This is a genomic window from Streptomyces sp. WZ.A104, assembly GCF_002382885.1.
In the GTDB taxonomy this organism is placed as follows: Bacteria; Actinomycetota; Actinomycetes; order Streptomycetales; family Streptomycetaceae; genus Streptomyces.
The window spans coordinates 13,494-34,077 of record NZ_NWVL01000059.1; the positions used below are offsets into that span (position 1 = coordinate 13,494).

Here is a 20,584-nt window from a genome sequence, read left to right on the forward strand (position 1 = left end):
GTTCGGCACTCTACGTGAAGGGCCGCACACGGAGGAGAACGGCGCGGGTGATTCACCCGTCAACTGGATCTTCACCCGTTGGCGTGCCCTATTTGGCACTATTTCTTCCCTTTCAAGGGTGTCTGTGGCTAGATTCGCAATCAGTCATATTTACATCTACTAGCACCGTAGATGTACGGTCGAGACTCCGGTCACACCGATCACGACGGTCAATCCAAGAGGGCCGTCGATCACAGACGGTCGAGGATGCCGCTTCCGACGCAGCACAGCTCCGAGGGGACAAGCAATGGCAGATTTCTCCCGCCTTCCCGGACCCAACGCAGACCTGTGGGACTGGCAGCTGCTCGCCGCCTGCCGAGGCGTGGACAGCTCCCTGTTCTTCCACCCCGAGGGAGAGCGCGGCGCGGCCCGGAGCGCCCGCGAGACCTCGGCGAAGGAGGTGTGCATGCGGTGCCCGGTACGGGCCGAATGCGCGGCGCACGCCCTGGCCGTGAGGGAGCCGTACGGAGTGTGGGGCGGCCTGACGGAGGACGAGCGCGAGGAACTGATGGGCAGGGCCAGGTCCCGGCTGATCACCGCGACGCCTTCGGGGTCCGCCACCGGCCCCGGGCGCACCTGACACCCGTACGGCACAACTGAACGCAGAAACGTTTCTTCGAGGACTTCAGCCGTCCGGCCGCGGGCGGACCGGCCGCCGGGGGATACGTGTGTCCTCAGCCACGCCCCGGGGCCCGGGCGCTCAGCGGGCGGCCGTCCGGGACAGCTGGTCCAGGGTGGCCGCCACCGCCGGGACCCGGGCCAGGTCGGGCAGGGTGAGGGCCACGATCTCCCGCTCGATCGCGGGCTCCACCGGCACGGTCCTGGCCCCCTTGGGGCGTACCGACTCGACGGCCAGCTCCGGCAGCACCGCCACTCCGAGCCCGGCCCCCACCAGGCCCATCACGGCCGGATAGTCGTCGGTGGCGAAGTCGATGCGCGGGGTGAAGCCGGACTCCTCGCAGACCTCGACCAGCTGACGGCGGCAGCGCGGGCAGCCCGCGATCCACGACTCCTCGGCCAGCTCCCCGATGGACACGCTCGGCGCCTCCGCCAGCCGGTGCCCGTCGGGGACCAGGCCGATCAGCCGGTCGGTGAGCAGCGGCCGGACCACCAGGTCGTCCCATTCGCCGCCGGTGGTCCCGTAACGGAACGCCAGCGCGATATCGCAGTCGCCCTCGCGCAGCAGGTCCACCGAGCGCGGCGGCTCGGCCTCGACCAGCGAGACGCGGGTGCCGGGGTGTTCGGCGCGCAGGGCGGCCAGGGCTCCGGGGACGAGGGTGGAGCTGCCGCTCGGGAAGGAGACGAGGCGGACCCGCCCGGCCCGCAGCCCGGCGATGGCGGCGACCTCCTCCTCGGCGGCGGTCAGCCCCGCGAGGATGCCGGAGGCGTGCCGCACCAGCGCCTCGCCCGCCTGGGTCAGTCGCATCTCGCGCCCGGTGCGGATCAGCAGCGTGGTGCCCGCGGAGGACTCCAGGGCCTTCATCTGCTGGCTGACCGCGGGCTGGGTGCAGCCCAGTTCGCGGGCGGCGGCGGAGAACGAGCCGGTGGCGGCGACGGCGCGCAGGACACGGAGGTGGCGGGCTTCGATCACCCCATCACCATAAGAGATTCTTGGATGCGAGGCGAATTAATGACCTACCCCTTTGAGGCCTGGGCGGCTAGCGTGACGGTATGAAGCTGCTGACCGTGAACATCGGGCACCCCCGTCCCTCCGCACAGACCGACGGCCCCGGCGGACTCACCGGGATCGACAAACGGCCGACGGAGGGCCCCGTCGAGGTCCACGACCCCGGCCCCAAGGGCACGGGCGGCAGCGGGGTCGCCGGGGACACGGTGTGCGACCTGCGCCACCACGGCGGCAGCGACCAGGCGGTCTACGCCTTCGCCCGGGAGGAGCTGGACGCCTGGGAGCGCGAGCTGGGCGGCCGGTCCCTGCCCAACGGGGCGTTCGGCGAGAACTTCACCACGCGGGGCCTCGACGTCAGCGCCGCACGGATCGGCGAGCGCTGGCGGGTGGGCGCGGACCTGGTGCTGGAGGTCACCTCGGGGCGCATCCCGTGCCGGACTTTCGCCGATCACCTCGGGGAGAAGGGGTGGGTGCGGCGGTTCACCCAGCAGGCCGCCACCGGTGCGTATCTGCGGGTCATCGAGCCGGGCGCGGTCCGGTCCGGGGACGCCATCGAGATCGTGCACCGGCCGGACCACGAGGTCACGGCGGCCCTCCAGTTCCGGGCCGTGACGACCGAACGCACCCTGCTGCCCGCACTGCTGGCCGCCGGGGAGGCGCTGCATCCCGAGGCGCTGCGCCAGGCCCGGGAGTACACCGCGCGCCAGGGCTGAGCGGCGGGGCGTGCCGCCACCCCCCGGGACGGTGACGGGATGTCATTCACCGTAGGGTCCTGAGCTGTTGAGGGGGGGAACTGGATCGGTGCGGCGTGCGTCCACCACCAGTGACCTGCGTCGAGAAGCAGTTCCAGCCGAGTGGCACGTCTCAGGGGGAGACCCATGCCCAACCCGCCGCAGCCCTGGTACACCCCGGGCCAGCCGCAGCAGCCCGTTCCAGGCAACCCGTACGCCGCGGAGGGCGGCGAGCCTCAGGGGTACGGGCCGCCGCCCGGACCTGGTTACGGGCCGCCGCCGGGGCCGCCGCCGCGCCGGGGGCGCTTCGGCCGGGCGCCGGTCGTCGCCGCGGTCGTCGCACTGGTGCTCGTGGTCGTGGCGGGAGGGGTGTACGCCGTCACCGACTGGGGACGGGACGCGCCCGCGAAGCCCGTGGCGAAGGAGTCTCCCAGGCCCTCCGGGGAGGCGTCCCCGTCCCGTACGCCCGCGGCCCGTGCCCCGGAGCCGCGGCGGATCCCGACGACGGATGAGATCAACGCCTCGCGGAAGCCGGCGGACGCGACGGCGTGGATCGTCGACGACAAGACCGACCTGCCCAACGGGATCCACCGGCTCCACGACCTGTGGGTCGTCGGCGACACCGTCGTCCAGGCCCTGCACCGCAAGGTCGCGGCCTACCGGCTCTCGGACGGTGCCGAGGTCTGGAGCCTGCCGTTGCCCGCGGCCGTCTGCGAGACCCCGGCCAACCCCACGCCCGACGGCAGGGTCGTGCTGTTCTACCGCGAGAGCGCCCAGGCCGCGCGGTCGAACCGGTGCAATCAGATGCTGTCGCTCGACCTGAGGACCGGCAAGCAGGGCTGGCACAAGGTGCTCGGCGATGCCGGTGACCAGGGCTCCACACTGATCGTGCACAGCGCCATCAGCGGTGACACCCTCGCGATCGCCTGGGGCATACGGGCAGCCGCCTTCCGGGTCGACGACGGGACCAAGCTCTACGACATCCCCCGGGAGAACCCGGGGCAGTGCTACCCCGACGACGTGGCGGGCGGAACGCGGCTCCTGGTGAGTTCCCTCTGCGCGCTCTCCGCCGGGCGGAGCAAGAGCTACAGCCAGCTCCGCGAGATCGACCCGCGCTCCGGCAAGGTCCTGTGGCGCCACCGGACCAAGGCCGGCTGGAAGTTCGGCAGCCTGATCTCCGTCGACCCGGTCGTCTTCACCACCGAGAACGCCGAGGACATCATCAAGGACTGGCGGGTCCTGGTCCTGGGGTCCAAGGGGAAGCTCCGTACCACCATCGATCCGCGGGAGAAGGGCTTCGAGCAGTGCGCCGGAGACGGTTCCGGTGGCGACATCCAGCCCTGCCGCGGCAGCACGGTCGGCAAGGGCCTCGTCATGCTGGGCGGTACCGACCGGGTCGGTACGTACGACCTGGACACCGGGAAGTTCCTCTGGGGGGTCAAGTCCGAGCAGGTCCGCAAGCTGTACCCGCTGCGCGCGGAGAGCGACAAGGAGATCCTCGTCTACGAGTCCGCCACATCGACCCTCCCGGGCCGGACCTTCCTGCTGGGCCCGGGCGGTGCGGGCACGGAGAAGACGGTCCTGCAACACCCGGCGGCCGCCGCCCCGTTCGAGTTCGAGATGTTCGGCGGGCGACTGGCCTACGTCGACGGCCGACTCATCGTCACCCATGTGGTCGTGACCGGGAACGACGCCCGGCCCGAGGCCCGCATGCTGTCGTTCGCCCCCGCGCCGTCCTGACCGGGACCGGAGGGCCCTGACGGGTCATGAGGGTCCGCCCCCGCCGGGCCGTAGTGGCCAGGCCGGGGGCGGTTCAGGGATCTGCCCCATGCCGGGCGGGCGATCCCCCGGGACGCTGCCGCAGCGGGCGGGTGAGCCGCCGGAACACTCGGGGCACTAACGTGCCGCGTATGACGACTGCACTGATCACGGGCGCGACGGCGGGTATCGGGGCTGCGTTCGCGCGGCGGCTCGCGGCCCAGGGGCACAACCTGGTGCTGGTGGCGCGGGACACCGCACGGCTGCGCGAGCAGGCCACCGAACTGCACGACCGGCACGGCATCGAGGCCGAGGTGCTGGCCGCCGACCTCTCCACGGACGGCGGGATCGAGACGGTCGAGAAGCGGCTCGCGGACCGCAGGCACCCGGTCGACCTGCTGGTCAACAACGCCGGGTTCGGCAACAAGGGACGCTTCCTGGAGGTGTCCATGGCCGATGAGCTGACGATGCTGAAGGTCCACTGCGAGGCGGTGCTGCGGCTCACCTCGGCCGCCGTCGCGGGCATGAAGGAGCGCGGCCGGGGCGGCGTGATCAACGTGGCGTCCGTCGCGGCGTTCGTGCCGCGCGGTACGTACGGGGCGTCCAAGGCCTGGGTCGTGCAGTTCACCCAGGGCGCGGCGCGGGACCTGGGCGGGTCGGGGGTGCGGCTGATGGCGCTGTGCCCCGGGTTCGTCCGGACGGAGTTCCACGAGCGGGCCGGGATGGGCACGGACAACATCCCGGGCTGGATGTGGCTGGACGCGGACAAGCTGGTGGCGGCGGCGCTGGCGGATCTGGCGCGGGGCAAGTCGGTGTCGGTCCCGGACCCGCGCTACAAGGCGCTGATGGGGCTGGTGAAGGTGGCGCCGCGCGGTCTGCTGGGCGGGGTGACGTCGCGGACGGGCCGCAAGTACGGCCCGCGGTAGTTCCGGTCGGGAATGCACCGAGGCCCGGTGCCCCCGCGACGGGGGTACCGGGCCTCGGACGCGTAGCGGGCTGCCGCGCGTACCGGAGAGGTACTAGTGGGAGTGGCCGTGGCCGCCGTGACCGGCGTCGGCCTCTTCCTCGGCCGGCTTCTCGACGACGAGGGTCTCGGTCGTGAGCAGCAGCGACGCGATGGACGCGGCGTTCTCCAGGGCGGAGCGGGTGACCTTGACCGGGTCGATGACGCCGGCCTTGACCAGGTCGCCGTACTCGCCGGTGGCGGCGTTGAAGCCCTGGCCCTTGTCGAGCTCGGCGACCTTGGAGGTGATGACGTAACCCTCCAGGCCGGCGTTCTCGGCGATCCAGCGCAGCGGCTCGACGGCGGCGCGGCGGACGACCGCGACACCGGTGGCCTCGTCGCCGGTCTTGCCGAGGTTGCCCTCCAGGACCTTCACGGCGTGGACGAGGGAGGAGCCACCGCCGGAGACGATGCCCTCCTCGACCGCGGCGCGGGTGGCGGAGATGGCGTCCTCAAGGCGGTGCTTCTTCTCCTTGAGCTCCACCTCGGTGGCGGCGCCGACGCGGATGACGCACACGCCGCCGGCCAGCTTCGCGAGGCGCTCCTGGAGCTTCTCGCGGTCCCAGTCGGAGTCCGTGGTCTCGATCTCGGCCTTGATCTGGTTGACACGGCCCTTGACGTCACCGGCGTCGCCGCCGCCGTCGACGATGGTCGTGTCGTCCTTGGAGACCGTGACGCGGCGGGCCGTGCCGAGCACGTCCAGACCGGCCTGGTCGAGCTTGAGGCCGACCTCCTCGGCGATGACGGTCGCACCGGTGAGGGTGGCGATGTCGCCGAGCATGGCCTTGCGGCGGTCGCCGAAGCCCGGGGCCTTCACCGCGACGGCGTTGAAGGTGCCGCGGATCTTGTTGACGACGAGGGTGGAGAGCGCCTCGCCCTCGACGTCCTCGGCGATGATCAGGAGCGGCTTGGAGCCGCCGGCCTGGATGACCTTCTCCAGGAGCGGCAGCAGCTCCTGGATGGAGCCGATCTTGCCCTGGTGGATCAGGATGTACGGGTCGTCGAGGACGGCCTCCATACGCTCCTGGTCGGTCACCATGTACGGGGAGAGGTAGCCCTTGTCGAAGGCCATGCCCTCGGTGAACTCCAGGTCCAGACCGAAGGTGTTGGACTCCTCGACGGTGATGACACCGTCCTTGCCGACCTTGTCCATCGCGTCCGCGATGAGCTCGCCGACCTGGGTGTCCTGCGCGGAGAGCGCGGCCACGGCGGCGATGTCGGACTTGTCGTCGATCGGGCGGGCGGTCGCGAGGAGCTCCTCGGACACGGCCTTGACGGCGGCGTCGATGCCCTTCTTCAGGGCGGCCGGGGAGGCGCCCGCGGCGACGTTGCGCAGACCCTCGCGGACGAGCGCCTGGGCCAGGACGGTCGCGGTGGTGGTGCCGTCACCCGCGACGTCGTTGGTCTTGGTCGCCACCTCCTTGACGAGCTGGGCACCGAGGTTCTCGTACGGGTCGTCGAGCTCGACCTCGCGCGCGATGGTGACACCGTCGTTGGTGATGGTGGGAGCGCCGAACTTCTTGTCGATGACGACGTTGCGGCCCTTGGGGCCGATCGTCACCTTGACCGTGTCGGCAAGCTTGTTGACGCCGCGCTCAAGGGCGCGACGGGCGTCCTCGTCGAACTTCAGAATCTTCGCCATGGGCTGTACTTCCCTCTCGAACGAACTGCGCCCCTCGCCACCCGGCTAGTTATTTCGCAGGGGGCCAGGGGCGCAGAACACAAGCAAACGTGGGTGAATTACTTCTCGACGATCGCGAGAACGTCGCGGGCCGAGAGGACGAGGTACTCCTCGCCGTTGTACTTCACCTCGGTGCCGCCGTACTTGCTGTACAGGACGACGTCGCCGGTCTTGACGTCGAGCGGAAGACGCTCGCCGTTCTCGAAGCGGCCCGGGCCCACGGCGAGGACGACGCCCTCCTGGGGCTTCTCCTTCGCGGTGTCCGGAATGACCAGGCCGGAAGCCGTGGTCTGCTCGGCGTCGAGCGGCTGGACCACAATGCGGTCCTCAAGCGGCTTGATCGCAACCTTGGAGCTGGTGGTCGACACGATCCGGTCTCCCCCTTCGGAGATCTCACGGGGTTTAACAGTCTGTGGGTGGCGACCAGACCGATCCGTCGTCGCGGGTGCCGGACCTGCCCTGTCGCACAGTGTGGTGCTGGCACTCTCCCGGGGGGAGTGCCAGACCTGAGACTATGACCGCGATTAGCACTCGGTCAAGCGGAGTGCCAATTCACCACCCTCGCGAGTCTTGGCCGGAGCTCTGCCCGGTCACCGATCCGGGTCACCGGCCCCGGCCCCTGTCCGGGCAACGCGGGGGCGGGGCTTCGCGTTCCGTACGACGACGAATGCGCGCTCAACGGGGGCTGAGCGCGCATTCGGGGCCGTACGCCTTCCGATCCGTACGTCGGCGAGGAGGCACGGGTCAGACGTAGTCCTCCAGCTTCGCCACCGCGTACCCCTTGTCCGTGATGGTCTTCATGACCCGGCGGACCATGTCGGGCATCGAGCCCTTCCAGTCGTCCTTGCCCCGGAAGTGCGTGAGGACGATGTCGCCCGGGTGCAGGTCCCGGTCCCACTCGCGCCATTCCATGTGGTCGGGGAAGGCCTCGGCGGCCCACAGGGGCACGGCGGTGATGCCGCAGGACTTGGCGACGACGAGGGTGTCGCGGTTGTAGTTGCCGTAGGGCGGGCGGAAGAGGGTCGGCCGCTTCCCGTAGTGCTTGAGGATCTTCTCCTGCTGGCCGCAGATCTCCTTCTTCTGCTCGGCGTACGACAGTCCGGGCAGATAGCGGTGGTTGAGCGTGTGGTTGCTGATGACCACTCCGCGCTTCTGCATCTTCTTGAAGTAGCCGTAGTCGTCGTTGGTGACGTAGTCACTGATGAACGCGCTGTAGGGGATGTCCAGTTCGGTCATCATCCGCAGCAGGGCGGGGTCCTTCTCCGCGCCGTCGTCCATCGTCAGGAAGACGATCTTCTCCTTGGTCGGGACCGTGGTGAAGACGGGTGGCAGCCCGGCGTCGTTCCGGACCTCGAACCCCTTGCGGGTGGTGATGCGCGGCTTCACCTTCGGCGGTTCGGGGGCCGCGAGCGGGGTCTTGGCCAGCCCCCACTTCTTCGCGGCGACGGCGCGTGCGGCCTGTTTCCGCTTGAGTTCCTCGGCGTACGAGTCCAGGGCACGGGCGGGCCCGGCCTGCGGTGCGGCCTCGCCGGGCCGCCCCCCGGCGGCGGGCTTCGCCGGACTGCCCGGGGCCCCTGCGCCGCCCCCCTCAGCCGCGCATCCGGAGGCGACGGCGGCGGCCAGCAGGGCCGCCAGCACCATCACGCCCGATCTGAGCCGCTTCATGGCTGATTTTTCTTTTTGTCGTACTAGCTGCATGGCGCCGCATCCTGCCAGCCGCCCGCCCGCGCCCCGCCCCGACACCGCGAGCCGATCCGCCCCGTCCCCCGGCCGGCCCACAGGGGCCCCGATCGGCGTGCCTGGCCCACAATGGACCGGGTGAACGCAACGACCCCCGCCACCCCGTCCGACGACCCCGCCGGCGCCGCCTTCGCCGCGCTGCGCACCCCCGAGGGCGAGCAGCTGCTGGCCGAGCTGCGCGACCACGACCCCGCCGACGAGCTGGCCACCGCGACCCGGCTGCGCCGCACGCACCCGGCGGAGCTGGTCTCGGCGGCCCTGGGGCAGGCCCGGCTGCGGCAGCGGGCGGTCGCGAAGTTCGGGGCGGCCGACGCGTACCGGATGTACTTCACGCCCAACGGGGTCGAGCAGGCCACCCGCACCTCGGTCGCCGAGTACCGCGCCGCCCGGTTCGCCGCGCTCGGCGTGCGCGGCGTGGCGGACCTGTGCTGCGGCATCGGCGGCGACGCCATCGCGCTGGCCCGCGCCGGGATCAGCGTCCTGGCCGTGGACCGCGACCCGCTGACCGCCGAGGTGGCCCGGGCCAACGCGGACGCGCTCGGTCTCGCCGCACTGATCGAGGTGCGGTGCGCCGACGTCACGGAGATCGACACCTCCCCGTACGACGCGGTCTTCGTGGACCCGGCGCGGCGGGGCGCGAGGGGAGGGGCCGCGCGCGGCGCGTCGGGCAGGGGCGGTGGCCGGGCGACGGGCGGGCGCATCTTCGATCCGGAGGCGTACTCGCCGCCGCTCTCCTGGGCGACGGCCGCCGCGCTGAAGGCCCCCAGGGCGGCGCTGAAGATCGCCCCGGGCATCCCGCACGAGGCGATCGGCCCGGAGGCGGAGGCCGAGTGGATCTCGGACGCCGGCGATGTGAAGGAGGCGGTGCTCTGGTACGGGGAGGGCTTCGCGCCCGGTTCGTTCCGGGCCACGCTGCTGCCGTCGGGCGCCACCCTGAGCGCCCCGGCCCCGCTGCCCGCCCCGCCGGTGGGCCCGGTCGGGCGTTACCTGTACGAGCCGGACGGGGCGGTGATCCGGGCCCATCTGGTCGCCGACATCGTGGAGCGGTGCGACGGGCGGCTGGTGGACGAGACGATCGCGTACGTCACGAGCGATGGTCCGTACTCGTCCCCGTACACCTCCGGGTACGAGATCACCGATCAGCTGCCGTTCAACATGAAGAAGCTGAAGGCGCTGCTGCGGGAGCGCGAGGTGGGCGTACTGACCGTCAAGAAGCGCGGCTCGGCGGTCGAACCGGAGGAGCTGCGCCGCCGGATGAAGCTGAGGGGCCCGAACGCGGCGACGGTGTTCCTGACCCGGGTGGCGGGGGCCCCGACGATGCTGATCGGCCATCCGCTGGGCTCAGTTGAAACACCGGGCCGCGCGCGGGACTGACATACCGGCGCGCCGCCGGACCGGACCCCCGCGCCCACAGTCGGCCGGACCCCCGCAGGCCTCAGCGGTGGCCGGGGCCGCCGGTCCGGGCGAAGGGCGGCCGCTCCGGCTCGGGCCTTCGTGCCGCGGGCGGCCGTACACCCGCGGCCACGCCACCGCCCCCCGTCCCGGTCCCCGTCAGAACGCCCACCACCCAGCGGCGGTGGGCCAGGGCCGTGACCGCGCCGATCAGCGCGGTCAGCCAGGCGACCATGCCGACGCCCACCACCAGGGCGACCAGCCCGTACGTGTGCCGCCCCGGTTCGGCGCTCGCGGGGGCGATCACGCAGAGGGCCAGCCCGGCCGCGCCCAGGACGAACGACAGCAGCAGCCAGGCGAGGCTCGCGCCGGGCCTGCGCAGGTGCCGGTCGCGCTCCGGGTCGCGGTCCAGCGCACCCCAGGCGACGAGCAGCGAGCGGACCTCGCGGTCCCGGGAGATGCCGAGGCAGACGAAGACGACCGCCGGGATCAGCAGCCCCAGACCGAGGACGAGGGCGACGAGTCCGCCGAAGAAGGCGCCGATGTCGGCGACGTCGGCGGCCTCCTGGAACATCAGGATGCCGGTGCCCAGAAAGCTCCAGCCGAGCGCGGCGAGCCCGGCCCACATCCACAGCAGCCCGAGCCGTCCCGGCCCCACGTGCATCTTCACCAGCTCGCCCAGGACCACCGCCCGGTCGGCGAGCATCGCCTCGCGGCCCGGCCAGGACCGGATCTCGACGGGCGGAGGAGGCGGCGGCAGCGGGGCGCGTCGTGACATGCGCAGAACACTACCGACACCGTCCGCTCACGCGTCCCGCAGCGCCTGGATGTCCAGCTTGCCCATACCGAGCATGGCCTTCATGGTCCGTTCCGCCTTCGCGGGGTCCGGGTCGGCCAGCAGCCTCGGCAGCTCGTTGGGGACGACCTGCCAGGAGAGGCCGAACTTGTCCTTGAGCCAGCCGCACTGGCTCTCCTCGCCGCCCTCGGAGAGCGCGGCCCAGAACCGGTCCACCTCGGCCTGGTCGGCACAGTCGACGGAGAGCGAGATCGCCTCGGTGAACGGGAACTGCGGTCCGCCGTTGAGCCCGATGTAGTCCTGGCCCGCGAGGCGGAACTCGACGGTGAGCACCGAGCCCGTCTCGCCCGGGGCCTCCTCGCCGTAGTAGGTGATGTCCAGGATGCGGGAGTCACCGCCGAAGATCGCGACGTAGTGCTCGGCCGCCTCCTTCGCCTGGCCGTCGTACCAGAGGCAGGGGGTGATCTTCTGCATGACGTTCTCCTGGTTTTCCGCCGGTCCGGTCGTTGTGGAAGGTAGACCGCGACCGGCGCGGGAACTCATCGGACCCGCCGGGACACACCACGAACGCACCACGAACGCACCACGGGCACGCCCCGACCCGCCACTGCCCCTGGTCAGCGCGCCCAGGACGGGAACGAGCCGCTGACGCTCACCCCGCGCATGCGGAGGGTCAGCCCACCGCCTCGAACCGCCACCGGTGCACCGGCCGAGTGATCAGGGCGGCGTCGGGCTCGGGGAGTTCGGGGAGGTCGTCGGCGTACGACACTTCCTCCCACCACGTCATGACCAGCACCCGGTCCTGCGGGGCGCGGAGCAGTTCGCGGCGGGCCGGTTCACGGGACAGTTCGGCGGCCCGGGCTCGCGCCCACTCCAGGAGTTCCCCGCCGCGGCCCTCCACGGCGCGGGCCTCCCACATCAGGACGACGGTCGCGGCGCTCATGAGTAGAGGTTGTCCTTGCTGATCTCGTGCACGTGATCGTGGGAGTGGGAGTGGGAATGGGAGTGCCCGGGGCCGTGTGCGGATCCCGGTACGTGCGTCTCCGTCACCGGCAGCGACGAGTCCGCCGACAGCTCCAGGTCGGAGGGGCGCCGGTTGCGGGCGACCATCTCCGCGCCGAGCGCCGCGACCATCGCGCCGTTGTCCGTGCACAGGCCCGGGCGCGGCACCCGCAGCCGGATGCCCGCGCGCTCGCAGCGCTCCTCGGCCAGGGCTCGGAGGCGGGAGTTGGCCGCCACCCCGCCGCCGATCATCAGGTGGTCGACGCCCTCGTCCTTGCAGGCCCGGACCGCCTTGCGGGTCAGCACGTCCACCACGGCCTCCTGGAAGGACGCCGCCACGTCCCGTACGGGCACCTCCTCGCCCGCCGCGCGCTTCGCCTCGATCCAGCGGGCGACGGAGGTCTTCAGACCGGAGAAGGAGAAGTCGTAGGGGGCGTCGCGCGGGCCGGTCAGGCCGCGCGGGAAGGCGATCGACTTCGGGTCGCCCTCCCTCGCCAGGCGGTCGATGACGGGACCCCCGGGGAAGCCGAGGTCCAGGACACGGGCGATCTTGTCGAACGCCTCGCCCGCCGCATCGTCGATGGTCGCGCCGAGGGGCCGTACGTCGCTGGTGATGTCGGGGGCCAGCAGGAGCGACGAGTGGCCGCCGCTGACCAGCAGCGCCATCGTCGGCTCCGGCAGCGGGCCGTGCTCCAGCTGGTCGACGCAGATGTGCGAGGCGAGGTGGTTGACCCCGTAGAGCGGCTTGCCGAGCGCGTACGCGTACGCCTTCGCGGCCGAGACGCCGACGAGCAGCGCGCCCGCGAGCCCGGGGCCCGAGGTGACGGCGATCCCGTCGAGGTCCCGGGCGCTGACCCCGGCCTGTTTCAGGGCCCGCTCGATGGTCGGGACCATCGCCTCCAGGTGGGCCCGGGAGGCGATCTCCGGGACGACGCCGCCGAAGCGGGCGTGGGTGTCGACGCTGGAGGCGACGGCGTCCGCGAGCAGGGTCGTCCCGCGGACGACGCCGACGCCGGTCTCGTCGCAGGAGGTCTCGATGCCGAGTACGAGGGGTTCGTCGGCAGCCATCATTCAGTCCCGTTTTCCGATACGTGCTCTTGCATGGTGAGGCGCATGACCAGGGCGTCCACGTTCCCCGGCTGGTAGTAGCCGCGGCGGAAGCCGATCGGTTCGAAGCCGAACCGCTCGTACAGCTTCTGCGCCCGGGTGTTGTCGACCCTGACCTCCAGGAGCACCGTGGCGCACTCGAAGGCCGTGGCGTGCTTCAGCAGGTCGGTGAGGAGTTCCGAGCCGAGGCCGGTGCCCCACGCCTCGCGGCTGACCGCGATGGTCTGGACGTCGGCGAGGTCGCCGAGGGCGGCGAGCCCGGCGTAGCCGACGATCCGGCCGGTGGCCGGGTCCTCGGCGACGACATAGCGGCGGGTGGCGCCGGGGCCGCGCGCGTGGGCCAGCTCGGACCAGAACATTCCGGGCGACCAGGCGTCGTCCGGGAACAGGGCGTGCTCCAGCTCCAGCACCGGTGCGATGTCCCACCAGCGCATCTCGCGCAGCACGGCGGCGGTGGCGGAGGCCTTGGAGGTCGCGGCGCTCACTTCGGCGTGACCACCTTGTAGTTCTTCGGCACCTGGGCGTCGGGCCTGCGCAGGTACAGCGGCTGGGGCTCCGGCAGCTTCTGCCCGGCGGCCAGCCGTTCGGCGGCGAGCGCGGCGAGCGCCCCGGCGGCGACGTGCTCGGGGCCGCGGGCGTCCGGGAAGGCGTCCGGATACAGCACCGCACCCGCCCCGACCACGGGCAGCCCCGCCAGCTCGGCGGCGATGTCGGCGGGCCGGTCGACGGAGGGTTCGCCCGTACGGGTGCGGGCGTCCTCGTACCGCGCCCAGTAGACCTCCTTGCGGCGCGCGTCCGTCGCCACGGCGAAGGGCCCCTCCAGCCCCTCAAGACCGGCGGCGTACGCGAGGCCGTCCAGGGTGCACAGCCCGTGGACCGGTACGGAGAGGGCGGAGCCGAAGGTCGCCGCGGTGACCAGGCCGACCCGCAGTCCGGTGTACGGGCCGGGGCCGATGCCGACGACGATGTCCGTCACGGCGTCGAGTTTCGTCCCGGCCTCGGCCAGGACCCGGTCGACGGCGGGCAGCAGCAGCTCCCCGTGCCGGCGGGCGTCGACCTGCCCGGAGGCGGCGAGGACGGACGTACCGTCGTGGAGGGCGACGGTGACGGCGGGCGTGGCGGTATCCATGGCGAGCAAGAGCACGCAAACAGCCTACGGCTCCGCCGACGGCGTTACGGCGTCCGTACGGCGTCCCGGACGGCGCCCTCCCGGCTGCTACCGTCACCGGGTATCCGCGGGTACGACGTAAACGCTTGTACGACATGCGGCGGACGGCCGCCGAAAGGGGAGTTCACGGTGGCAAGGAGCAGCTCGGGAATCGTGGCCGGGCTCACTGCGGCGGCGGTCGCCGCGGTCGCCTTCCTCGCTTACCAGGCCTCGGCGAACGCCCCCGACTCGGTGGCCTCCACGCCGAGCCCGAAGACCTCCGCATCGGCGTCCGCCCAGGCGTCCGCCAAGCCGAAGGCCCCGGTCGATCCGCTGGCCGTCCCGGCCGCGTCCGGCACCGGTGAGCGTGTCGTCTACGCGCTGAAGGACCGCCGGGTGTGGCTCGTCGGCGAGGACAACAAGGCGACCCGCGCCTTCACCGTCATGCCGAGCCCGGTCAGCCCGCCGCCCGGCGTCTACCACGTCACCTCGCGCTCGGGCACGGTCCAGGGCTCGGACGGCGTGCCGATCGAGCACGTGGTCCGCTTCGCGAGCGTCGACGAGGTGACGGTCGGCTTCAGCGCGGCGCAGGACGGCTCGATGGCCTCACCGGACCCGACGTCGAAGACCGGTGGCGTACGGATGAAGCGCGCGGACGGCAACGCGATGTGGACGTTCGCGACGGTCGGCGCGAAGGTCGTCGTCATCCCGTAGGGCCCGCACGGGACGTGTCTACGCGGCGTGCCTCCGCGCGGCGCTGTCCGGCGCGTGCCCCCCGTTCACGGCCACGTCGTCCTCCGCCGCTTCCGGCTCGCTCGGTGGGGTGGAGACCGCCGTGGCCGCCGCGCACGAGGCCAGCAGGTCCTTCATCGACAGGGCGGAGGGGACGGGCGCCGTCGGCTGCTGCCTGGGCTGCCGTTCCGCGCGCTCGGGCGTCGGCATGGATGCCTCCTGGGGGCTCCGGTGGAGGTCGTGGTTAGGTATACCTAACCAGGTCTCGTACCCATGTGACCACGACCACGGTCCCTGACGCAACAATTTACCGACGCCCTGTCGGAAAGGTCCACCCCGGCGTTTCCCAGGGGCCCCCTCGCGTTACGCGACGTCCTCCCGCAGCCCCGCCCAGCGCGGGCCGATGCCGACCAGCGTCACCTCGCGCCGCTCGTCGTCGGTGTCGCCGGTGGCGCGGTCGATGAGTACCCGGAGCCGGTCGTCCGACAGCTCCTCGACCTTGCCGTCACCCCACTCCACGACCACCACCGACTCCGGCAGCGACACATCGAGGTCCAGGTCCTCCATCTCGTCGAGCCCGCCGCCCAGGCGGTACGCGTCGACGTGGACGAGGGCCGGACCGGCGCCGAGCGGGGGGTGCACACGGGCGATCACGAAGGTGGGCGAGGTGACCGCGCCGCGCACACCGAGGCCCTCGCCGAGGCCCCGGGTCAGAGTGGTCTTCCCGGCGCCCAGCTCCCCGGTGAGCATGACCAGGTCTCCGGGGGCCAGCACCCGGGCGAGGCGGCGGCCGAGGTCCTGCATCTGCTCGGGGGACGTGACGGTGATCGTCACGGTGACGGCCTCGGGCACGGTCCCGACGGGACTGCCGGCGGTCGCTTCCGTGACGGTCTCAGCGGCCGGGCTGTTGTGCGGTGCTTCCATGCTCGTCAACGTTAGCGGCAGCCACGGTGCCACTGCGTACGAGCAGGTCGGCCAGGCGGTCGGTGACCGTCTCCGGGTGTTCCAGCATCACCATGTGCCCGGCGTCCGGCACGATGACCAGTTCGGCGTCGGGCAGCACGTCCGCGATGGCCTCGCTGTGCGGGCTGGGGGTGACCAGGTCCTTCTCCCCGGCCAGGATCAGGACGGGCACGTCCCGGAACGCGGGCAGCGCCGCGCTCTTGTCGTGCTCGGTGAAGGCCGGGTAGAACTCGGCGACCACATCGATCGGGGTCGACTCGATCAGCCGCTCCGCGAACCGGGCGACCGCCGGGTCCACGTCCCGCGAACCGAACGAGTACCGCTTGACGATCCCGGCGAACAGGTCCGCCGTGGCCCGCCGCCCCTTCTCCACCAGTTCCGCCTGCGAACCGAGCGCCTTCAGCACCCCCGGCAGCACCCGCCGCGCCGCGTTCACGCCCGCCACCGGCAGCCCGAAGCTCACCTCGGTGAGCCTGCCGCTGGATGTGCCGATCAGCGCGACGGCGACGACCCGGTCCCGGATCAGGGCCGGGTACTGGTCGGCCAGCGCCATCATCGTCATGCCGCCCATCGAGTGCCCGACCAGGACGAGCGGCCCCTCGGGGGCCGCCGTGTCGATGACCGCCTTCAGGTCGCGGCCCAGCTGGTCGATGCCGCCCGGCACCCCGTTCGCCTGGTCCCGGCCGCGCTCGGAGCGGCCGTGGCTGCGCTGGTCCCAGTAGACGGCGCGTACGAGGCCGCGCAGGGCGGCCCGCTGGAAGTGCCAGGAGTCCTGGCCGAGGCAGTAGCCGTGGCTGAAGACGACGGTGACGGGGGTGGGGGCCTTGCGGCCGAAGAGGCGGCGCCGCCGGGTACCGGGCACCTCGTCGCCCGCCGAACCCCCCGGACCCGCCTCCACCTCGTCGACCTCGTAGTACAGCTCCGTGCCGTCCTCGGCGACGGCCCGGCCCGGGGTGCCGCGCAGCGAACCGTAGGGGCCCGTCGCGTCCAGCGCGAGGCGGGCCTTCTTGCGCATGCCTCGCCCCACGGTGAGCCGCTCGACCGCGACCCCGGCCGCCGCACCCGCGGCGAGCACTCCTATCGCGGCCCCGGCGATCCCCGCCCGGCGCCACCCTCCGGCCGCCGTGGCGGCGGTCGCCACCACGTCCCGCGCGCTGCTGTCGCTCACTGCGGTACGCCCCCGGTCGCCTCGTTCGGGTCATCCGTCCCGTTCACGTACACCCTCGGCACCCGGGTCCCGATCCGGGTGACGATCTCGTACCCGATGGTGTCGGCGGCCACCGCCCAGTCCTCGACGCTCGGCTCGCCCCGGTCGCCCGGGCCGAACAGCACCGCCTCAGCGCCCGGTTCGGGCCGGTCGCCGCCGAGGTCGACGACGAACTGGTCCATGGCGATGCGGCCCGCCGCCGTACGCGTCCGCCCGCCGACCAGGACGGGGCCCCGGCCCGACGCGTGGCGCGGGATGCCGTCCGCGTAGCCGACGGGGATCAGGCCGAGGGTCGTCTCGGCGGGGGTCACGTAGTGGTGGCCGTAGCTGACGCCGTGTCCGGCCGGGGCGTCCTTGACCAGGGCGAGGGAGGCCGCGAGCGTCATCACCGGGCGCAGCCCGAAGTCGGCGGGCGTGCCCAGCTCGGGGCTGGGCGAGATGCCGTACATCGCGATCCCGGTCCGTACGAGGTCGAAGTGCGCCTCGGGGACCGTCAGCGTGGCCGGGGAGTTGGCCAGGTGCCGCACCTCGGGGTCCACGCCCTCCTTCTCGGCGTACGCGACCAGGTCCCGGAACACGCCGAGCTGCGCGGCGATCGAGGGGTGGCCCGGCTCGTCGGCGCAGGCGAAGTGCGACCACAGGCCGGTGACCTTGACTCGTCCGGTCCGCTCGGCGTCACGGGCCCCGGCGACCAGTTCGGGCCAGTCGGCGGGCTGGCAGCCGCTGCGGCCGAGGCCGGTGTCGGCCTTGAGCTGGATCCTGGCCGGGCGCCCGACGGCCGCGGCGGCGGCGATGACCTCGCGCAGGGCCCACATACCGCTGACCGACACGTCGATGTCGGCCTCGATCGCCTCGCGCCAGGGGCCGCCGGGCGTCCACAGCCAGCACATGATCCGGCCGTCGAGTCCGGCCGCCCGCAGGGCGAGGGCCTCGTGCGGGGTCGCGGTGCCGAGCCAGGCCGCCCCGGCCTCGCGGGCGGCCCGCGCGCACGGCACGGCCCCGTGCCCGTACCCGTCGGACTTCACCACGGCCATGAGCTGCGCACCGGCCGCCCGCCCACGCAGAACGCGCACGTTGGCGCGCAGCGCGGCGAGGTCGATCTCGGCACGGGCTCTCAGGGACGCAGTCTCGTTCATCGCGCCCAGTGTCTCAGAGGCGCCTGCCGCCACCCGGGCAGCGCACGCCGGTATCCAGGCCTATGTACGTTTCATCACATGCCGGAGGTGGTCGACCAGGACCGGGACGTGGCTGCCGGCCACGTCCTTGACGGCGGTGACCAGCGTGACGGGCCCGCCCTCGCGCACCAGCCCGACGAGCCGCTCGACGGCCTCCGTGTGCGCCGGGTCGTCCAGCTCGGTGCGGTAGCGCTCGACGAAGGTGTCGTAACGCGCGCCGGAGCGGTCCTGGTGGTACCAGGAGCGCAGTTCGTCCGAGGGCGTGACGTCCTTCAGCCACACGTCGATCGCGGCCCGCTCCTTGGCCACGCCCCGGGGCCAGAGCCGGTCGACGAGGACCCGCGTGCCGTCGCCGTCCTCGGGCGGGTCGTAGACCCTGCGTACACGTACCGATGCGCTGCCGCTCACCGTCCGGACCACCCTCCTGCCGGGCCTCCCACCCTCGCCCCGCCTCAGCCCGCCCGCACGTCGCGCCAGGCGGCCGGAATGCCGTCGGCGACGTCCTGCGCGGAGAGCGGGGCCCCGTCGGAGCCGTGCCGGGCGGCGAGTCCGTGGAGATACGCGCCCACGGACGCGGCGTCGCGCGGGGCGAGCCCGGCCGCGAGGAGGGACCCCGTCAGCCCGGAGAGCACATCGCCGCTGCCCGCCGTGGCGAGCCAGGCCGTGCCGGTCGGGTTGACCCGTACGGGGGTGTCCCGGGCCTCCGCGACCAGGGTCGTGGAGCCCTTGAGGAGCACGGTGGCGCGGTAGCGGGCGGCCAGTTCGCGGACGGCGGCGAGCCGCCCGGCCTCGACGTCCTCCCGAGCCGTGGAGAGCAGGGCGGCGGCCTCCCCCGCGTGCGGGGTCAGTACGGTCGGGGCGGTCCGGGTCCGTACGGTCTCGGCGTCCAGCAGCCGCAGCCCGTCCGCGTCGACCAGCACCGGGACGTCGGCGGCCAGCACGTCGGCGACGGCCGCCTCCGCCTCCCGCCCGTCCCCGAGCCCCGGCCCGACCACCCAGGCCTGCACCCGCCCGGCCTTCGAGGGCGGCCCCGCGTGCACCAGCGCCTCGGGGTAGCGGCCGATCACCGCGTCCGCGCCCGGTCCGACGTACCGCACGGCCCCGGCCCCGCCGCGCAGCGCGCCCGCGACCGCGAGGACGGCGGCGCCCGGGTAGCGCTCGGACCCGGCGACGACGCCGACTACCCCGCGCCGGTACTTGTCGCTCTCGCCGCCCGGCACCGGCAGCAGGGCCGCGACGTCCGCGTACTGGAGCGCCTCCAGGTCCGGCGGCTCGGGCAGGTCCGGGCCGAGCCCGATGTCCACCAGCCGCAGGGCGCCCGCGTGTTCGGCGGCTGGGTCGATGAGGAGGCCCGGCTTGTACGTGCCGAAGGTGACCGTCGCGTCCGCCCGCACGGCATCGCCGTGGACTTCCCCGGTGTCGGCCTCCACCCCGCTCGGCAGGTCGACGGCGATGACCGGGGTACGGTCCCGGGTCACCGCTTCCAGCAGCGCGGTGGCGTCCGCGCGCAGCCCGCCGCGCCCGCCGATGCCGGTGATGCCGTCCACGACGAGGTCGAGCACGCCCAGCCCGTCCGGCCCGTCGGCGACCTGCCCCCCGGCGGCGAGGAAGGCGGCGAGGCCACCCGGGTGGGCCCGGTCGGGGGCGAGCAGCAGGGCCCGGACACCCGCCCCCCGGCGGGCGAGCCGTGCGCCCGCGTACAGGGCGTCGCCGCCGTTGTCCCCGCTGCCGACGAGGAGCAGGACCCGGGCCCCGTAGACCCGGCCGCCGCGGCGCAGCAGATCGCCGCAGGCCACGGCGAGTCCGGCGGCGGCGCGCTGCATCAGGGCGCCCTCGGGCAGTCGCTGCATGAGGGCGGCCTCGGCGGCCCGTACGGTCTCCACGCTGTAGGCACGTCGCATGGGTCCAACCCTGGGCGATCACGACGGCGGACGCCAGCCCCGCGGGGCGTGGCGGCCCGGGACGACCGGGACAGCGGGCACCGCACGCGTGGAGCCGCGTGCTCACCCCGCCGCGATCACGGCGGCGCGGCATGGACGACCCCCTCCGCGATCACGGCGGCGGACACCTGCCCCGGGCTCACCCCTCCGCGATCACCACCGCTGATGCGACCCCCGCGTCATGGCTGAGCGAGACGTGCCAGCCGCGCACGCCCAGTTCGGCGGCGCGGGCGGCGACCGTGCCGCTCACCCGCAGCCGGGGCTGCCCGCTCTCCTCGACCCAGACCTCCGCGTCGCTCCAGAGCAGCCCGCCGGGCGCGCCGAGCGCCTTGGCCAGGGCCTCCTTCGCGGCGAACCGGGCGGCGAGCGAGGCGATTCCGCGCCGCTCGCCGCTGGGCAGTGTCAGCTCGCCCTCGACGAAGAGCCGGTCCGCCAGCTGGGGCGTACGCTCCAGCGCCGCGCCGAAGCGCTCGATCTCGGCCACGTCGATGCCGACCCCAATGATCACGACCCCACCCTCGCCATCCCTGTCGTTCTCGCGACC

The 20,584-nt window shown here is 73.0% G+C and carries 23 protein-coding genes; 6 read left to right on the plus strand and 17 right to left on the minus strand.

Annotated elements, in window-relative coordinates; genetic code table 11:
• Positions 1 to 286: 286 nt before the first annotated feature.
• Positions 287 to 619, plus strand: coding sequence for a WhiB family transcriptional regulator (locus CIB93_RS26875; protein ID WP_096630553.1), 333 nt, complete (start codon positions 287 to 289; stop codon positions 617 to 619).
• Between the two features lie 120 nt (positions 620 to 739).
• Here CIB93_RS26875 and CIB93_RS26880 read toward each other — a convergent pair whose 3' ends face one another.
• Complete coding sequence (locus tag CIB93_RS26880; protein ID WP_096630555.1) at positions 740 to 1,630, minus strand: LysR family transcriptional regulator; 891 nt, start codon at positions 1,628 to 1,630, stop codon at positions 740 to 742.
• A gap of 80 nt (positions 1,631 to 1,710) precedes the next feature.
• On the opposite strand from CIB93_RS26880, the gene CIB93_RS26885 reads away from it, so the two are divergent.
• From CIB93_RS26885 to CIB93_RS26895, 3 genes are all read left to right on the plus strand, one after another.
• A complete protein-coding gene (locus CIB93_RS26885; RefSeq protein ID WP_096630556.1) occupies positions 1,711 to 2,379 on the plus strand; it encodes an MOSC domain-containing protein in 669 nt (222 codons plus the stop codon).
• 165 nt (positions 2,380 to 2,544) lie between these two features.
• Entirely contained in the window at positions 2,545 to 4,137 is a 1,593-nt protein-coding gene (locus CIB93_RS26890; RefSeq protein WP_096630558.1) for a PQQ-binding-like beta-propeller repeat protein, read from the plus strand.
• A 170-nt stretch (positions 4,138 to 4,307) separates the two neighbouring features.
• Positions 4,308 to 5,081: an SDR family oxidoreductase gene (locus tag CIB93_RS26895; RefSeq protein WP_096630560.1), complete on the plus strand. Its 774-nt coding sequence runs from the start codon at positions 4,308 to 4,310 to the stop codon at positions 5,079 to 5,081.
• A gap of 93 nt (positions 5,082 to 5,174) precedes the next feature.
• Here the strand turns inward: CIB93_RS26895 and groL are convergent, their stop codons facing one another.
• The 3 genes from groL to CIB93_RS26910 form a co-directional block, all read right to left on the minus strand.
• Entirely contained in the window at positions 5,175 to 6,800 is a 1,626-nt protein-coding gene (gene groL, locus CIB93_RS26900) for a chaperonin GroEL (protein ID WP_096630562.1), read from the minus strand.
• Positions 6,801 to 6,898: 98 nt separating this feature from the next.
• Complete coding sequence (gene groES / locus CIB93_RS26905) at positions 6,899 to 7,207, minus strand: co-chaperone GroES (protein ID WP_003966899.1); 309 nt, start codon at positions 7,205 to 7,207, stop codon at positions 6,899 to 6,901.
• A gap of 376 nt (positions 7,208 to 7,583) precedes the next feature.
• Positions 7,584 to 8,504, minus strand: a complete 921-nt coding sequence (locus tag CIB93_RS26910) for a polysaccharide deacetylase family protein (protein WP_096630563.1) — start codon at positions 8,502 to 8,504, stop codon at positions 7,584 to 7,586.
• Positions 8,505 to 8,648: 144 nt separating this feature from the next.
• Here CIB93_RS26910 and CIB93_RS26915 point away from each other — a divergent pair, with 144 nt between their 5' ends.
• A complete protein-coding gene (locus CIB93_RS26915) occupies positions 8,649 to 9,953 on the plus strand; it encodes a methyltransferase domain-containing protein (protein ID WP_096630565.1) in 1,305 nt (434 codons plus the stop codon).
• A gap of 61 nt (positions 9,954 to 10,014) precedes the next feature.
• Here the strand turns inward: CIB93_RS26915 and CIB93_RS26920 are convergent, their stop codons facing one another.
• From CIB93_RS26920 to tsaB, 6 genes are all read right to left on the minus strand, one after another.
• Positions 10,015 to 10,749: a hypothetical protein gene (locus CIB93_RS26920; RefSeq protein ID WP_257002396.1), complete on the minus strand. Its 735-nt coding sequence runs from the start codon at positions 10,747 to 10,749 to the stop codon at positions 10,015 to 10,017.
• 27 nt (positions 10,750 to 10,776) lie between these two features.
• Entirely contained in the window at positions 10,777 to 11,241 is a 465-nt protein-coding gene (locus CIB93_RS26925; RefSeq protein WP_096630566.1) for a VOC family protein, read from the minus strand.
• Between the two features lie 199 nt (positions 11,242 to 11,440).
• Complete coding sequence (locus tag CIB93_RS26930; RefSeq protein ID WP_096630568.1) at positions 11,441 to 11,710, minus strand: hypothetical protein; 270 nt, start codon at positions 11,708 to 11,710, stop codon at positions 11,441 to 11,443.
• The gene (gene tsaD, locus CIB93_RS26935; protein ID WP_096630569.1) at positions 11,707 to 12,837 is read right to left on the minus strand and encodes a tRNA (adenosine(37)-N6)-threonylcarbamoyltransferase complex transferase subunit TsaD; all 1,131 of its coding nucleotides are present in this window, start codon (positions 12,835 to 12,837) and stop codon (positions 11,707 to 11,709) included. Before tsaD ends, CIB93_RS26930 begins: the two co-directional genes overlap by 4 nt.
• Entirely contained in the window at positions 12,837 to 13,310 is a 474-nt protein-coding gene (gene rimI / locus CIB93_RS26940; protein ID WP_096630605.1) for a ribosomal protein S18-alanine N-acetyltransferase, read from the minus strand. Before rimI ends, tsaD begins: the two co-directional genes overlap by 1 nt.
• A gap of 47 nt (positions 13,311 to 13,357) precedes the next feature.
• Positions 13,358 to 14,005: a tRNA (adenosine(37)-N6)-threonylcarbamoyltransferase complex dimerization subunit type 1 TsaB gene (gene tsaB, locus CIB93_RS26945; protein ID WP_096630607.1), complete on the minus strand. Its 648-nt coding sequence runs from the start codon at positions 14,003 to 14,005 to the stop codon at positions 13,358 to 13,360.
• A 192-nt stretch (positions 14,006 to 14,197) separates the two neighbouring features.
• Here tsaB and CIB93_RS26950 point away from each other — a divergent pair, with 192 nt between their 5' ends.
• Positions 14,198 to 14,737, plus strand: a complete 540-nt coding sequence (locus CIB93_RS26950; protein ID WP_096630571.1) for a hypothetical protein — start codon at positions 14,198 to 14,200, stop codon at positions 14,735 to 14,737.
• 18 nt (positions 14,738 to 14,755) lie between these two features.
• On the opposite strand, the gene CIB93_RS26955 is transcribed toward CIB93_RS26950, so the two are convergent.
• The 7 genes from CIB93_RS26955 to CIB93_RS26985 all read right to left on the minus strand — a co-directional run bounded on the left by CIB93_RS26955 (position 14,756) and on the right by CIB93_RS26985 (position 20,548).
• Positions 14,756 to 14,965: a hypothetical protein gene (locus CIB93_RS26955; RefSeq protein WP_096630573.1), complete on the minus strand. Its 210-nt coding sequence runs from the start codon at positions 14,963 to 14,965 to the stop codon at positions 14,756 to 14,758.
• Between the two features lie 153 nt (positions 14,966 to 15,118).
• Positions 15,119 to 15,679: a tRNA (adenosine(37)-N6)-threonylcarbamoyltransferase complex ATPase subunit type 1 TsaE gene (gene tsaE / locus CIB93_RS26960; protein WP_096630574.1), complete on the minus strand. Its 561-nt coding sequence runs from the start codon at positions 15,677 to 15,679 to the stop codon at positions 15,119 to 15,121.
• Positions 15,648 to 16,886, minus strand: coding sequence for an alpha/beta fold hydrolase (locus tag CIB93_RS26965; RefSeq protein WP_096630576.1), 1,239 nt, complete (start codon positions 16,884 to 16,886; stop codon positions 15,648 to 15,650). The genes tsaE and CIB93_RS26965 overlap by 32 nt, the downstream gene beginning before the upstream one ends.
• Complete coding sequence (gene alr / locus CIB93_RS26970) at positions 16,883 to 18,061, minus strand: alanine racemase (RefSeq protein WP_096630577.1); 1,179 nt, start codon at positions 18,059 to 18,061, stop codon at positions 16,883 to 16,885. The genes CIB93_RS26965 and alr overlap by 4 nt, the downstream gene beginning before the upstream one ends.
• A gap of 60 nt (positions 18,062 to 18,121) precedes the next feature.
• A complete protein-coding gene (locus CIB93_RS26975) occupies positions 18,122 to 18,508 on the minus strand; it encodes a DUF488 domain-containing protein (RefSeq protein WP_096630609.1) in 387 nt (128 codons plus the stop codon).
• 44 nt (positions 18,509 to 18,552) lie between these two features.
• Positions 18,553 to 20,001: an NAD(P)H-hydrate dehydratase gene (locus CIB93_RS26980; protein ID WP_096630579.1), complete on the minus strand. Its 1,449-nt coding sequence runs from the start codon at positions 19,999 to 20,001 to the stop codon at positions 18,553 to 18,555.
• A 178-nt stretch (positions 20,002 to 20,179) separates the two neighbouring features.
• Entirely contained in the window at positions 20,180 to 20,548 is a 369-nt protein-coding gene (locus CIB93_RS26985) for a holo-ACP synthase (RefSeq protein ID WP_096630580.1), read from the minus strand.
• Positions 20,549 to 20,584: the final 36 nt, after the last annotated feature.

What these genes read in the sequence shown, in the direction of transcription:
- CIB93_RS26915 (WP_096630565.1), top strand. Translation starts at nt 8,649, where the DNA reads ATGGACCGGGTGAACGCAACGACCCCCGCCACCCCGTCCGACGACCCC.
- rimI (WP_096630605.1), bottom strand. Translation starts at nt 13,310, where the DNA reads ATGCGCTGGTGGGACATCGCACCGGTGCTGGAGCTGGAGCACGCCCTG.
- CIB93_RS26890 (WP_096630558.1), top strand. Translation starts at nt 2,545, where the DNA reads ATGCCCAACCCGCCGCAGCCCTGGTACACCCCGGGCCAGCCGCAGCAG.
- tsaD (WP_096630569.1), bottom strand. Translation starts at nt 12,837, where the DNA reads ATGGCTGCCGACGAACCCCTCGTACTCGGCATCGAGACCTCCTGCGAC.
- CIB93_RS26955 (WP_096630573.1), bottom strand. Translation starts at nt 14,965, where the DNA reads ATGCCGACGCCCGAGCGCGCGGAACGGCAGCCCAGGCAGCAGCCGACG.
- CIB93_RS26875 (WP_096630553.1), top strand. Translation starts at nt 287, where the DNA reads ATGGCAGATTTCTCCCGCCTTCCCGGACCCAACGCAGACCTGTGGGAC.
- groL (WP_096630562.1), bottom strand. Translation starts at nt 6,800, where the DNA reads ATGGCGAAGATTCTGAAGTTCGACGAGGACGCCCGTCGCGCCCTTGAG.
- CIB93_RS26980 (WP_096630579.1), bottom strand. Translation starts at nt 20,001, where the DNA reads ATGCGACGTGCCTACAGCGTGGAGACCGTACGGGCCGCCGAGGCCGCC.
- CIB93_RS26910 (WP_096630563.1), bottom strand. Translation starts at nt 8,504, where the DNA reads ATGAAGCGGCTCAGATCGGGCGTGATGGTGCTGGCGGCCCTGCTGGCC.
- tsaB (WP_096630607.1), bottom strand. Translation starts at nt 14,005, where the DNA reads ATGGATACCGCCACGCCCGCCGTCACCGTCGCCCTCCACGACGGTACG.
- CIB93_RS26895 (WP_096630560.1), top strand. Translation starts at nt 4,308, where the DNA reads ATGACGACTGCACTGATCACGGGCGCGACGGCGGGTATCGGGGCTGCG.
- tsaE (WP_096630574.1), bottom strand. Translation starts at nt 15,679, where the DNA reads ATGGAAGCACCGCACAACAGCCCGGCCGCTGAGACCGTCACGGAAGCG.
- CIB93_RS26885 (WP_096630556.1), top strand. Translation starts at nt 1,711, where the DNA reads ATGAAGCTGCTGACCGTGAACATCGGGCACCCCCGTCCCTCCGCACAG.
- alr (WP_096630577.1), bottom strand. Translation starts at nt 18,061, where the DNA reads ATGAACGAGACTGCGTCCCTGAGAGCCCGTGCCGAGATCGACCTCGCC.
- CIB93_RS26925 (WP_096630566.1), bottom strand. Translation starts at nt 11,241, where the DNA reads ATGCAGAAGATCACCCCCTGCCTCTGGTACGACGGCCAGGCGAAGGAG.
- CIB93_RS26920 (WP_257002396.1), bottom strand. Translation starts at nt 10,749, where the DNA reads ATGTCACGACGCGCCCCGCTGCCGCCGCCTCCTCCGCCCGTCGAGATC.
- CIB93_RS26930 (WP_096630568.1), bottom strand. Translation starts at nt 11,710, where the DNA reads ATGAGCGCCGCGACCGTCGTCCTGATGTGGGAGGCCCGCGCCGTGGAG.